At 40.3% G+C, this 13,171-nt stretch carries 12 protein-coding genes; 4 read left to right on the forward strand and 8 right to left on the reverse strand.

The window, feature by feature from the left end; translation table 11 throughout:
• Positions 1-33 precede the first annotated feature (33 nt).
• The gene (locus GW828_RS02545; protein WP_124018073.1) at positions 34-249 is read left to right on the forward strand and encodes a TIGR02450 family Trp-rich protein; all 216 of its coding nucleotides are present in this window, start codon (positions 34-36) and stop codon (positions 247-249) included.
• A 226-nt stretch (positions 250-475) separates the two neighbouring features.
• Here the strand turns inward: GW828_RS02545 and GW828_RS02550 are convergent, their stop codons facing one another.
• From GW828_RS02550 to slyA, 4 genes are all read right to left on the reverse strand, one after another.
• Positions 476-1,360, reverse strand: a complete 885-nt coding sequence (locus GW828_RS02550; protein WP_220492450.1) for a tetratricopeptide repeat protein — start codon at positions 1,358-1,360, stop codon at positions 476-478.
• Positions 1,361-1,539: 179 nt separating this feature from the next.
• On the reverse strand, positions 1,540-2,565 hold the full coding sequence (locus GW828_RS02555; protein ID WP_182696676.1) for a DUF2955 domain-containing protein: 1,026 nt from the start codon (positions 2,563-2,565) through the stop codon (positions 1,540-1,542).
• 139 nt (positions 2,566-2,704) lie between these two features.
• Complete coding sequence (locus GW828_RS02560) at positions 2,705-3,763, reverse strand: HlyD family secretion protein (protein WP_273057923.1); 1,059 nt, start codon at positions 3,761-3,763, stop codon at positions 2,705-2,707.
• A gap of 1 nt (position 3,764) precedes the next feature.
• Positions 3,765-4,244, reverse strand: a complete 480-nt coding sequence (slyA, locus tag GW828_RS02565) for a transcriptional regulator SlyA (RefSeq protein WP_182722427.1) — start codon at positions 4,242-4,244, stop codon at positions 3,765-3,767.
• A 685-nt stretch (positions 4,245-4,929) separates the two neighbouring features.
• Here slyA and GW828_RS02570 point away from each other — a divergent pair.
• On the forward strand, positions 4,930-5,844 hold the full coding sequence (locus GW828_RS02570; RefSeq protein ID WP_124018098.1) for a L,D-transpeptidase family protein: 915 nt from the start codon (positions 4,930-4,932) through the stop codon (positions 5,842-5,844).
• A gap of 108 nt (positions 5,845-5,952) precedes the next feature.
• Here the strand turns inward: GW828_RS02570 and GW828_RS02575 are convergent, their stop codons facing one another.
• Positions 5,953-6,735 carry a bactofilin family protein gene (locus tag GW828_RS02575; protein WP_273057922.1) on the reverse strand — a complete coding sequence of 261 codons (783 nt, stop codon included), beginning with the start codon at positions 6,733-6,735 and terminating at the stop codon, positions 5,953-5,955.
• Between the two features lie 112 nt (positions 6,736-6,847).
• Here GW828_RS02575 and zapE point away from each other — a divergent pair, with 112 nt between their 5' ends.
• Positions 6,848-8,041 (forward strand): cell division protein ZapE, encoded by a 1,194-nt coding sequence (gene zapE / locus GW828_RS02580; RefSeq protein ID WP_273057921.1) that lies wholly within the window; start codon positions 6,848-6,850, stop codon positions 8,039-8,041.
• A gap of 47 nt (positions 8,042-8,088) precedes the next feature.
• Here zapE and GW828_RS02585 read toward each other — a convergent pair whose 3' ends face one another.
• Positions 8,089-8,373: a DUF3081 domain-containing protein gene (locus GW828_RS02585; protein WP_273057920.1), complete on the reverse strand. Its 285-nt coding sequence runs from the start codon at positions 8,371-8,373 to the stop codon at positions 8,089-8,091.
• Positions 8,374-8,632: 259 nt separating this feature from the next.
• Between GW828_RS02585 and GW828_RS02590 the strand changes: the two genes are divergently transcribed.
• On the forward strand, positions 8,633-8,881 hold the full coding sequence (locus tag GW828_RS02590; protein WP_273057919.1) for a sodium-dependent bicarbonate transport family permease: 249 nt from the start codon (positions 8,633-8,635) through the stop codon (positions 8,879-8,881).
• A gap of 251 nt (positions 8,882-9,132) precedes the next feature.
• Here GW828_RS02590 and GW828_RS02595 read toward each other — a convergent pair whose 3' ends face one another.
• Both GW828_RS02595 and glnE read right to left on the reverse strand, forming a co-directional pair.
• On the reverse strand, positions 9,133-10,116 hold the full coding sequence (locus GW828_RS02595) for a sensor domain-containing diguanylate cyclase (RefSeq protein ID WP_182696680.1): 984 nt from the start codon (positions 10,114-10,116) through the stop codon (positions 9,133-9,135).
• An 83-nt stretch (positions 10,117-10,199) separates the two neighbouring features.
• Positions 10,200-13,049: a bifunctional [glutamate--ammonia ligase]-adenylyl-L-tyrosine phosphorylase/[glutamate--ammonia-ligase] adenylyltransferase gene (gene glnE / locus GW828_RS02600; RefSeq protein ID WP_182741066.1), complete on the reverse strand. Its 2,850-nt coding sequence runs from the start codon at positions 13,047-13,049 to the stop codon at positions 10,200-10,202.
• Between the last annotated feature and the right edge of the window lie 122 nt (positions 13,050-13,171).

The raw sequence follows: 13,171 nt of genomic DNA on the forward strand, positions 1-13,171 counted from the left end.
CGAAATACTGAGAATAGGAGAACGAAAACGAATATGAACCCAATTCATCCTAAGAAATTACTCAATAGCAAATGGACCAAGGTGAACGTGGTTCAGAAACTGAAGCATTTTAGCATCAGTAAAGTGGAATATGACGAGCAGCAAAACGTCATTGAATGCATCATAAGGGCAGAAATGAATGCACAAGAGTTTGCTATTGACTGGCGCAACCTTAAAGATCCGCAACAGTGGAAAATTGGCTGGCAATAATCTATTGCAAAACATATTCATTATGACGTTTGTAAAATAAAAAAGTGACTCTTGCTTATGCAAAACGAGTCACTTTTTTATATCAACGTTAGATAAACGCTGATCAAACTGCTTGTTGATGTGTTAATTATGACATTAACGACAACCTGCAATTGCTCTGTCATTAGTCATACTAGCAACATAACGCGTTTGTCATTGAAACTAATTATTCTATTTAGCTCAGCTATTATTTTATAATAAATATTGAACCTTCAAGTCTGAATTGAAGTGTTTCTAAGCCCCAATCAGATAACATGGCATCCTGGATTCGTTGACCGTCACCTTCACTACTACATCCCCACATTTTTGCACATGTTTGTCCGGCTATATTAGATCCAGTGCCTTTTGAAGTGTCAGGGATCATGTGGTTCAACTGTGTGATATGCGAGCCAAACATGTCTTCAAATGTATCCATTTGTACGTCAATGGTTTCCATTTCACCTTGAGGAAAAATGATCGCTGCAGTTTGCTCATTTGAACCCGTTTTCTCAGGGGTTAACGTGACAACATCTTTTGAAATTAAAGCATAAAGATTGCTAAGAGGTAAATCTTTAGTAGATTCATGCAGATAAAGTACTTGCCCATAATTTCTGGCGGCAAGATTATTTTCTTCATAAGCTCTAGCAAGGTATTGATCTGCAAGTGCCAAATCTTGTTCTACCATGCCACCACCTAAATACATTTTACCCAATAAATACGATGATTGAGAGTGGCCCATCTTTGATGCGTACTTTAAAAACTCAACACCTTCATCGATATCTTTCAAAGGAGTATCTTGTAAATACAAAACGCCCGCTTTATATTTTGCATCCAGTACGCCATATTTACCTGCACGTCGGTACCATTTTAACGCCATGTCTAAATCTTTATCGGTACCATAACCGGTATAATAGAATTCAGCTAACATGGCCATCGCTGAGGAATGGCCTCGTTTAGTTAAAATTCGATAGGCTTTAAAGTATTCAATACATTCAGAAGTATTACACTCAGGCAATTGATTTGCTTGGCTTTTAAATGGGGCGAAAGCGAGAAAGCTCAATATTAAGCTAAAAATAATAGTATTTTGTTTCATTATGTTAAGTCCTTTTTATATACCATCCATTACTATTAGCATTTATATAACAAATGTCTATAGTAATTATGTCTATAAAACTAACCGCACGCTGCAGCTAAAATCATCAATTAACTACTGAATAATATCGATAAACGAATATACTCAAATTAGATCGATTTACCGCACACATCTATCGTTCAACCAAATCGAGTCGCTGTAAATTGATTCAATAAGCGATGCACTAAATAACACAATAATAAAGTTGCCACTATTGCAACTAGAATACTACTGACTCGATACAAAGCACTAAATACTAGATCGTTATTGGGGGTTAAATATTGGCCAAATAGTATGCCTAATGTGGTCATGGCGCCAAACCCCACTCCTGAGCCACTCGCCTCTCTCACATGCACTTGGCTAAATAACATTAAGCCTATCCACAATAGCGGTATGACAAAAATCAGTTGCCCAGACCAATCATAAAGTAACCCTTGCCCTAGTAAACCAAAGGTCACTCCAAGCAGGGTACCGATAGCACGCTTGCGGGCATAGCCGAGTGCACCATTCCAATGCATGGGGAATAACAATAATAAGGTGGTGGCTTGAGCTGACATAGAGTCTCGCAAGTTAAATACCTGAAAAACCACAAATGATGCTGTCGCAATTGATGCACCGAGTAATGCTTCATGACGCATACGATTAGACGCTTTAGCAACCGATGCCATTGGCGGACGAGGTTCGACATCTGGCCAAAGAGCGGTCATAGCGTAAGCAATAATGACAGATGCTGCCGTCGCCCAAAAATTATTAAAAATAAGATTATTAATATCGACACTCGGATAACTGGCAAAGTGCAGCATAATGCTTAAGCTGATCACTCCGTTAGCGCCGAACAAAAACAAACTGCCTCGTGACATTGCCGCAAATCGATACAGAAAAAGTATAAACACAATTGGCAAGATCATCCCTGGATGAGTACCAAATAAACCACCTAGAATACCTACCTCAATTCCAGCCATCACCGATGATGCTAATAGTTGCCGCATTGCATGGGCATTCATCACTGGTACTAAACCCAACAGTAACATTGGGGTTACAGTAAAAAATACTCCATAACTTAGGTCGAAAAATTTACAAATAGCAAACCCAAGCGTTGCGCCTGTTGCAATGCGAAGGCATTGACGTAAATCGTTTGTAGTCAAAGGACTGTGGCGTAGCAACATGTAAAATACCTTCGCATTGGAGAGAATACGGCACCCTAAATCACCCACCCTAATAAATGGTTTGTTCAGTCAACACTAAAAAGTGGTAACCAGCTATAAGTATGGATTAGGGAAATAATGATTGAAGTTAATGCTTCATTTAATAAATATAGTGCAGCACACTAATGACTTTAATTTGTACCTTGGCCAAAAAACCGAGAAAACTGCTATTGGGCACCAATTGCACCGTGGCGCGAGCCCCTGCAGGCAATAGGCTAACGGCTTGTTGATCGAGCTCTAAATGTAAACGTAAGCGCTGGGCATCACGTACCCATCGAACCGACTCTTGGGGATCTGCCAAGCGGCCATTGGCATCAAATTGTCCGGCACTCACACCTGCATCAATGGAACTCACTTTGGCCGAGTATAAATGCCCAGGTTGGCCATCAAATGAAACCAGCGCAATTGATTGTGGCTCAATACCTTGTAAACTTTTCTCTCTGAAATCAGCAATAATATCAACGTTTTCTGATACGAGTGCTAATAAAGGCTGACCGACTGTAGCAAAGCTACCGACTTCTAACTGTAAGTTAGTGACAACCCCATTTTGATCTGCGCGAATTTGAGTATATGACAAGTCTAACTCGGCTTGAGCTAAATGATTTTGAGCTTGGCGAACTTTTAAATTATCCGCGCCGTTAAACCCACGACTAACGATTAACTTAGTTAAGCGAGCTTTAGCGGCAAGTAAGTTAGCTTCGGCGGTTGCGGCATCATTTTGAGCTTGATCGGCTAACTGCTGCGATACACCGCGTGTAGAATAAAGAGCATCAATACGCTTTGCCTCGCTGCTTTTTTGCTGTGCATTACTTTGATTTGCCTGCACGTCGGCTTTGGCGGCTAATATCGATGCATCGAGTTCTGCATTATCTTGTTTTGCTTGCTCTAAGGCTAATGTTGCTCGCTCAACCGCTAACTCATAAGAGGCTGAATCGATACTAAACAACACATCACCTTCGGCCACAAATTGGTTATTTGCGACCTTAATAGAGGCTATTTTTCCACTGACTTGTGGTGTTACCTTGGTGACCATCCGTGTTGCCATAGCTTGTGGCGTCATTGGCATGACAGCATCGGCAAACATAAAGTAACCGAATACGAATACAAACATCGCAATCGATATTTTAACGAGACGGGCAAATTGTTGATCTGGAGTCATGTTACTTCTCACTAAAAGGGTCATCAGACTGATTAAGCTTAGCCATAGCATTAGCACTAATCAGACTGATCACACGTTCAAATTCATTTAATTCTTGATGACTAATGCCATTGAGTAATTCAGCACGGATTTGCATAATCCGTGTTTCTATTTGCTTCAGAATGTCGGTTCCCTGAGGGGTCAAACTGACAATTCGTGCTCGCTTATCAGTATCGCAACAACGCCTTTTAACATATCCATGTTCTTCTAATTGCCCCAAAGTGCGCATTAATGATGGCAATTCTATTTCTAACGCGTCGGCGAGTACTTTTTGACTGACGTTATCGCCTAAGCGTAATAACTTCCACAGCGCGGTCCAGCGAGGATGAGTTAAGCCTAAAGGAATTAATTCAACATCTGCGACAGTGCGCCATAATCGATGTAACCGGCCGAGTTGCTCAGCAAGATGTAGCTCTTTTAATCGCTCTAATTCTGTAGAAATCATATGAAGTCACCACTTAGTTAGCATGCTAAGCATTATAACTGGTTAGCATGCTAACTAAAAGTGCAACAATTTATTTTGATGAGGAATAAGCAGAGTAAAAAAATAACCAATTGATATATAAATTAAAAATAAACATTAATTTAAATAAATGTTCACTAGAATCTGGTTTTACTGTCGTCTTGTACGTACTTTGGGGATTCATCGAGGACATCTTTTACTGCAATTTTCCTCGGTAAATACTGAGATAGCTATATAGGCAAAAATCCAAATACATATTTTTAGATGCGATAGGAGCGTAACCCTGCGTCGTTAATTAAAGAGGCTGAAAGTGTGCATCATCGCTTACGGTGTTAAGGCCGATTGCATAAAATACCCATAAGCTTAAGTCTTATAAAAAATCCATTTAAGAGTCATTCTTCCACAAAATAGACACTCAAATAGGTTATAAGTTAACGCTAAAAGAACATCAGTTGCCAATCGCTCCAGACAACTTACATCAGCTTACTAAACGTTTAGGATTTAAATAACGAAACAGGAAAAAATCAGTTGAAATATTAAGCGTAATAAGTGAGGATGCGCGCTAATAATATGTACTAATGACCAGTACAAAATAGTCAAACTTGGTAAGATATTGTAGTCTGACTGGTATAACGTCTGTTTTTGGAATGATATAACGCTTATGATGAATTCGTTACGCACTACTTTAATTGCAGCAACGGCTATGGTACTCAGTTTTTCGAGTGCTGCTGTTGAATATCGTCTACCTGCTAAAGGCAGCAATTTAGTCGGTGAAAATCAATACTATGTTGTTCCTGAGGGCAAGTTAACCCTAGAACAAATCGCCTCAAAATTTCAGCTCGGATTAACTAACTTATTAGAAGCAAACCCTGGCGTGGATCCCTTTTTACCAAAAGCCGGTAGCACTTTATTAATCCCACATCAGCTAATTTTGCCGAACACTAAACGTGAAGGCGTAGTGATAAACAGCGCTGAAATGCGTTTATATTATTTCCCAAAAGGAAAAGATATTGTTGAAGTATTGCCTATTGGTATTGGCCAAATTGGTAAAGACACTCCAGAAAAGTGGGTAACAACCATTCAACGTAAACGCGCAAACCCAACGTGGACACCAACTGCTAACATTCGTAAATCATACGAAGCAAAAGGAGTGACATTACCAGCGGTATGGCCTGCAGGCGCTGATAATCCAATGGGTTTGTTCGCACTGTATGTGGGTAACTTATATGCAATCCATGGCACTAACGCCACCTTTGGTATTGGTTTACGCGTCAGTTCTGGTTGTGTTCGTTTACGCGATGAAGATATTGAACATTTATTTAATACCGTGCCAGTAGGTACTCGTGTTGAATTTATTAACCAACCCATTAAAGCGACTGAAGAACCTGATGGTAATCGTTATTTAGAAGTTCATCAGCCGCTATCACGCACTCAAGCTGAGTTTGATTCGACTGAGCCGGTAGCATTATCATTTGATAAAGAAACCACTCGCTTTGTTGCTCACCCACAAACTGACTCATTTATATTAAAGCGATTGCTAGAGCAACGTACAGGTATGCCAACTCGCATTAATCCATAAGTAATATAAAAATATTTGGCTGTATCAAAACAGCATAAAATGGTTTTATTACTCCACTAAACACTGTGGTTAATAAAACCATTTTTTATGGGTTTAATAAAAAGATGCTTACTTATCTGGCGTGCCAAACGCTGGCTCGATTTGTTCGACATCGTCACTCGCTGTTTGGCTATCCCCCATAGCCTCACTGGTTTTAGCGAGTTCATGTAAATCTTCCATCGCCACATTAATATCACTTTGACCAGCCCCCATCAATGCTTCAGCTTGATCGACAAATGAAGTCTGTTGATCTATATCTTGAAATAAGATCTCAGCATCTTCTGCTGTCGCAGTTGATTGTGAGTATTGCTCTACGCTGGCTTGATTGTTGTCAGATGACAATATTTGACCACGATTTAATGCCGAGCTAATGGTTGGTTGTAATATTGTGCCAGCAATAATCAAAATAGTCGCAACTGCGGCATAAGTGAATTTACGCCCAGAAAAAACCGAATGAGTAACCCTAGCCTGCTGCGCCTGTTGATGTGATGATTGCTCTGCTTCAGCTTGTGGTAACTGCGATGCATCAGGACCTTTAGTGCGCATACCGATGAATTGACCGCCATCATAAATTTCCATCTGATGACTCGACACTTCACCTTCTACAATACCCGAGCTGACAATAATTAACTTATTGCAATGTAACTTGCCTTTAAATAATCCTGACACGCGCATCTCTTGGCAAAAAACGTCACCCTCAATCACGCCTCCCAGCTCAATTTTGATTTGATCAGAAGAGTTAATAGTACCTTTAGTGTGACCAGCAACCATTGCAGGACCTTGAATACGTACATTACCTTCTAATGTCATATCCGCACCAATGTAGGTCATCCCCTTATTTTTATGATTCATGTCTGGGTCCTTGTTAGGATTAATACTCAGGGTTCACGCTCAGAGTTAATAGATTGTTATTTTTGTCACAAGAGCTTAAAGGAAATACGCACCATAATAAAGGCAACAGTTAATGGTATACTACTCAGCTCAACAATTTAGCTTAAGTGTTATGTCGCCATTACAAGCCTATCAGCAGCGCATTAAACAAAACATGCTTGATGATCCTGCGCAACAGCAAGCAGTACTCGCCTTAGATTCGCTCTATCAGCAATGTCTATCGATTAACAAAAAAAACCGCGGTTTATATTTGTGGGGAGATGTTGGTCGTGGGAAAACCTTTCTGATGGATCTGTTTTATCAAAGTTTGTCTGAGCAGTACCTATATAGCCCGCAGTCTGAAGCAAATAAAACCGTATTACGTCTTCATTTTCATCGTTTTATGGCTATGCTCCATCAGCAATTAAATCAAACATCGGGGATCCGCGATCCATTAGCTCATATCGCTAAGCAAATTGCAGCCAAATATTCTGTCATTTGCTTCGATGAATTTTTTGTATCTGATATCGGTGATGCCATTTTACTTGGGCGATTATTTGAGACATTATTTCAGTCAGAAGTGACCTTAGTTGCAACGTCAAATGTGCCGATTGTTGACTTGTATAAAAACGGATTACAGCGCGATCGTTTTTTACCCACTATTGATCTGCTTCTACAATATACCGAATCAATCCATTTAAATGGTCAAATTGATCATCGTTTACACGCTAACGCCAACATATTAACAACTACACCACCTTGGCTAAAACAGCCATCATCAATGGCGCCCGAGGTTGTTTTTCAACAATTATGTCAACAATACCCACAACCTCATGCGAGTCTCAAAAACCTGCCACATTCAATTGAGGTATGCCATAGAGACATTGCCATTATGGCTATACACGGCCAGCTTGCTTGGTTTACCTTTTCAGCCTTGTGCCAAGGCCCACGCTCAGCATTAGATTATATTGAACTCGCGGGACAATTTAGCCATATCTTACTCAGCGATGTACCGATATTAGGCGGAGAACTACGAAGCTGGATTAGAGCACGTGGCACCGAAGATGGTTCACTAGCAACCATCACAGGCGAGCGACAACTATCCTATGCCAGTGAGGATGATCCAACCAGACGCTTTATTAGTTTAGTTGATGAACTATACGATCAAAAAGTGATGTTAATCCTCAATAGCAGGTTTAGCTTGGAAGATTTATACATTGATGGGGCATTACAATTTGAATTTAGACGCACTTACAGTCGCCTAATCGAAATGCAACAATGGGCGTAAAGTATGTGATGCAAGGTTATGAGTGCTTAATAACCTTAATGCTTTATTCAAGATGCTTGGAAATTTTCAACGTCATTAAATCGACGTAAAAAATTATCGAGCGCATCATTGGTAGGATATTCGAACTGATACTTATTGTGAAAAAACACCGTTAAACTAACTTGAGCATCAGACAAGGTAATGGTGTAGCCATCGTGATCCGTTTGGGCACTAATACCACACAACCAATAATCATGGCCACCAAAACCATCTTCAAGCGCACGTTTTTCGCCATATTGAGTGACTTTGTTAAATACTTTTAACGCACGATGAATATCAATTTCATTTTTCATTACAGGCTCTACCATTAATATTGCTATGTTCTTATTCAACGATACTATACGCTAGCAATACTTAATAGATCAGTACTTCACAGATCTGCTATTAATAACTATAACAGCCTAGATTTATTCAATATTACTGCGCCATTTTGATTTAAAATATTTCACTTTGTTATGACTACAAGGCAGCATCACCATAGTTTATAACAGATAGAAGCGATAACATGCTTAGTACTATGATGGCTTTTTTGCCCTCGGTTTAAATGCAGGATTGATCAAGTCAGATTTAAACGTCCCTAAGGCGACCTGCGAAACCTTATCCACTTTGTTAATGCTCATACTAGGAATAACAGAGGGCATGACAAGGCAAAAAAGTCATTTAGCGATCACTAAATGCCGTCTGTTATTGCGCTTGGATTTATTATTCTTCTGCGTGTGTATTCAATGCTACGCCAACTTATCAAATTGCCGCAAAAAGAAGCCATTAAGGCGGCAATACCCTATGCCAATATTGGCTTGACTATGCTGGTATCGCTTGAGACAGCACCTGCAAATAAAGCATTGATTTTAAATGAAATTAGTTCATTGTCGTTCACTGGATATTAGGCTAAGCCATCAATAGAGGTAATCTGCTGAGTGTAGATAAATTAATAATTGAGTAAGTTGAAATGAAAAATAATAGTAGTTACAGGACATCATCTTTTACTAAGATTAATCACAATGATATATCCATTATCGGCGAGTAATTCAGCATCATTCATGAGTAACAGGCTATTTAATTACCGTTTCGTTTTTCTGGTGATGTTTTGCTTTGTCAACAAACATGGCTTTATCGACTGTCACCAAATATTCATACAAGGATAGTGCCTGATTTGCTTGTCGATGCACTACACCTTTGCTGTAAGTTAATTGGTAAGGTTTAGCATTGTGCTGGTTATGCTGCTCAACAGACTGCTGGAACCTGTGTAATACATCATTGACAATAGTTTCATCAGTTTGACTCAGCAATACCACAAATTCATCACCAGCAAATCGAGCAATAATATCTGAGCCACGAAAACTGCTGACTAATAAACGGGCAAAGATTTTTAATGCGTTATCTCCTTCTTCATGACCAAATGCGTCATTAATAGATTTAAAATCATTTAAATCTAAGAAAATCAGACAGGTGTTAAAGCCGAGCTTATCACTGCGGGCCATTGTTCTATGAGAAAGTAACTCAAAGCCGCGACGATTAAAAATACCCGTTAACGCATCCAAAGTATTTTGTTTAATCGATAACAGCTCATCTATAACAATATTGCCAAGATCTTCTAAAGTTGCTTCATCATCTTTAGAAAAGGACCTCGGCTTGTCATCAATAATACACAAGGTTCCGACTATCACGCCATTAGGCATAGTTAATGGATAACCGGCATAAAATCGAACATTAGGTGGCCCGAGTACCAGTGGGTTGTCGGCAAAACGCTGATCTTTTAGCGCATCAGGTACAATGAAAATGCCATGCTGATTAATGGCGTGACCACAAAAAGAAATATCACGTTGGGTTTCGCATACATCTAATCCTTGTGAGGATTTAAACCATTGACGATCGGCATCGATTAAACTTATCACGCTAATCGATACTGAAAATAAGCGTTTTGCTAGCCGAGTGACACGATCAAAGCGATCTTCAGCTGCGGTATCGAGCATGTTTAATCCTCGAAGCGTTTCGAGTCGAGTATGCTCATTTTCAGGTATCGGAGCCAGAAGCATTAAAAGTCCAACTTAATCAAATAACACCAGTTCAATAAGACAGTTATAGAACTAAATATCGATCTTAACCACTTCATTTAGTATCAAATGTGTAAAATATTATTATAAATTTCAATGACGCTATCAGTTTTGGGTTGCACGCTTTGCTGCGGTAATTTACCAGGCAATTGCTGTAAGGTCAGTTCATGATTCTCATCACGCAGCCAACAGTAAGTTTGAGTTAAATGCTGAGCTTGCATTACCGGCAATAATTCCAACTCTGCTAACACTTCAAAAATGCGCACATTATCAGACCAAATAGTTAACTCGTGATATTGATGCGCATAGGCTAAGACTAAATACTGGGCTATAAATTCAATGTCCGCAATACCACCTGCGCTCTGTTTTAAATCAAATATTGTTGCTTCTGCTTGAAGTAAATGCTCGCGCATTTTTGTGCGCATATCCCTAACAGCTTTAGCCAACTCCACTTTATCGCGCTCAATTTGCAACACTTGCGCACGTAGTTCACTAAAACGACCCGCAAGTGAATAATCACCAAACACAAAACGAGCGCGCACTAAAGCTTGATGCTCCCAGGTCCAAGCCTCTTGCTGCAAATAAGCACCAAAATGCTCAATTTCACTAACTAATAAGCCTGATGCACCCGATGGGCGTAAACGCATATCAACTTCATATAATTCTCCAGACGTGGTGCGGGTAGCAAATAAATGCACCACACGCTGAGCAAGCTTTAGGTAAAAATGGCCATTATCAATAGATCGTTCGCCATCTGTACTGCCAGAACCGCTGTGACCGTGTAAGAAAACCAAATCTAAATCAGAACCATAACCTAGTTCAATACCACCAAGCTTACCGTACCCAATCACTGCAAACCCCATATTACTTGGGCTTGTTCCCTCAGGCGTGCCATGGCGAGACGCCACCTGATGCCAAGCTTGCAGCACGACTTGCTCAATAATTGCCTCGGCTAAAAAGGTTAAATGATCGCTGACCTGCATGACAGGTAAAACGCCTGTGACATCGGCAGCTGCTATCTTGAGTTGTTGAGACAATTTAAACTGGCGCAGCGCTTCCATTTGCTGCTCCATGTCATCTTCTGGTACTCGTAATAAATATTGGCGTAATTCGCTCGGATAATCATCAATCGAAGTGATGTCATACAGTTGCGACGGGTCAATAAGCTCATCGAGCAACATAGGAAAATTAGCTAGCTCACGCGCAATCCAGGGGCTTGCACAACATAAACTGACTAATTGTTGTCTAGCACCCGGGTTTTCACATAAAAGCTCAAGGTAAGTAGTTCGAGTTAATATTTTATCTAGCACGTTGGCAACGGGCTTAAAAGCTTGACTCGGTTTCGCCTGATTAACCAATTCCTCGAGTAATTTAGGCATTAATTTGTCTAAGGTTTCACGCCCTCGAGGTCCGATAGAACGTTTTGACACCATTTGATGCCATTCACTTAATAACGGCCATAATTCGCTATCATCGATTTGTTGTTCTTGCAGCAAGGCATTAGCGTCTTCATCTTGCTGCACATTCCAAAATAATGATGTCCAATGATCATTCTGTTCGTGACTGTCAGTGCCACCGACCGTGGCATTAAAATGGCCGTGAATGGTAGCCATCGCAGTATTAATCTTTTGACGAAGTTCTGTTTCGTTTTCAATATCTAATGGATAACAGAGCCGCTGCCAATCAAGCTCATTGTTGGGCAGAGTTTGTGTTTGTTTATCATCTATAGCTTGTAATAAATTCTCCACCCGACGCAAAAGAATATAGCTATGTTTAAGCTCATCAACCGCTAAATATTCCAACTGCCCAAGGCTGTACAAGGTATCAATGGCACCAAATAAACTTTGTTGCCGCAATGCGGGTTCGCGGCCGCCACGGATCAACTGAAAACTTTGCACTACGAATTCGACCTCGCGGATCCCTCCCGCGCCCAACTTAATGTTATCTGTTAACTGGCGACGCCTGACTTCTTGAGCGATGAGTTGCTTCATTTTACGTAATGATTCAATCGCAGAAAAATCAATATAACGGCGATATACAAATGGGCGTAATAAATCATGTAGCTCGTCACAATAGCCAGACCAAGGTCCCAATACGCGAGCTTTAACCATGGCGTAGCGTTCCCAATCGCGACCTTGTTCTTGGTAATAATCTTCTAGACCACTGAAACTGACGACTAACGGACCACTTTCTCCGTAAGGCCGTAAACGCATATCAACACGAAATACAAATCCATCAACCGTCACTTGGTCGAGTAAATTTACCAAGCGTTGGCCCATTCGAATAAAGAATTGTTGATTGGCCTGAGTACGTCTTCCACCTACCGTGTCACCATGCTCTGGAAAGGTAAAAATTAAATCAATGTCAGATGAAAAATTAAGTTCACGGCCACCCAGTTTACCCATACCTAAAATCAATAAAGGTTGGGGCGTACCTTCGGCACTCATGGGGGTACCATATTGCTGACACATTTCTTGATATAACCAATCTCGTCCAGCAATAACCAATGCTTCGGCCAGTGCAGATAAGTCGAGTAGAGATTCTTCTACTGGAGTGTAATTTAAAAAATCACGCCATGCTAAACGCACCATTTGTAGATTACGATAACAACGTAAGGCTGACTTAACCTGCTCTTCTTGAGTTAACTCAACTAACAGCGAATGTAACTGAGCATCAAAATCACTGCGCACTACATCATCTAACAGGCCATCAAATAACTGCACAATCCATTCTGGATGACGACAAAGTTGCTCAGCAATATAATCACTCAAGCCAAATACGACTTTTAGCTCTTGCTGCTGCGAGGGGGGCAGTGCGGTTTTAGCCTCAGGCCAACTGTCGCAGAGTCTTAACCAGTAACGATCTGCGCTGTCTAACATAGCGGCAGATAATACCTTGTTACCTTGGTTTTGCATGGCAATAATGATCCCTAAAGAAAATGAACGTTGGACATATTATGTCGTAAATGGTATATCTATTGGTCAGTAAAATGATCAGATTAATATCATTGATACCCAGATTACTATAACCTGTGTCA

The sequence above is a fragment of the Shewanella vesiculosa genome (assembly GCF_009994065.1).
Taxonomy (GTDB): domain Bacteria; phylum Pseudomonadota; class Gammaproteobacteria; order Enterobacterales; family Shewanellaceae; genus Shewanella; species Shewanella vesiculosa.

Excerpts from the sequence above, each read along its gene's own strand:
- GW828_RS02545 (WP_124018073.1), top strand. The coding sequence starts at position 34 with ATGAACCCAATTCATCCTAAGAAATTACTCAATAGCAAATGGACCAAG.
- GW828_RS02550 (WP_220492450.1), bottom strand. The coding sequence starts at position 1,360 with ATGAAACAAAATACTATTATTTTTAGCTTAATATTGAGCTTTCTCGCT.
- GW828_RS02555 (WP_182696676.1), bottom strand. The coding sequence starts at position 2,565 with ATGTTGCTACGCCACAGTCCTTTGACTACAAACGATTTACGTCAATGC.
- GW828_RS02560 (WP_273057923.1), bottom strand. The coding sequence starts at position 3,763 with ATGACTCCAGATCAACAATTTGCCCGTCTCGTTAAAATATCGATTGCG.
- GW828_RS02570 (WP_124018098.1), top strand. The coding sequence starts at position 4,930 with ATGAATTCGTTACGCACTACTTTAATTGCAGCAACGGCTATGGTACTC.
- GW828_RS02575 (WP_273057922.1), bottom strand. The coding sequence starts at position 6,735 with ATGAATCATAAAAATAAGGGGATGACCTACATTGGTGCGGATATGACA.
- zapE (WP_273057921.1), top strand. The coding sequence starts at position 6,848 with ATGGTATACTACTCAGCTCAACAATTTAGCTTAAGTGTTATGTCGCCA.
- GW828_RS02585 (WP_273057920.1), bottom strand. The coding sequence starts at position 8,373 with ATGAAAAATGAAATTGATATTCATCGTGCGTTAAAAGTATTTAACAAA.
- GW828_RS02595 (WP_182696680.1), bottom strand. The coding sequence starts at position 10,116 with ATGCTTCTGGCTCCGATACCTGAAAATGAGCATACTCGACTCGAAACG.
- glnE (WP_182741066.1), bottom strand. The coding sequence starts at position 13,049 with ATGCAAAACCAAGGTAACAAGGTATTATCTGCCGCTATGTTAGACAGC.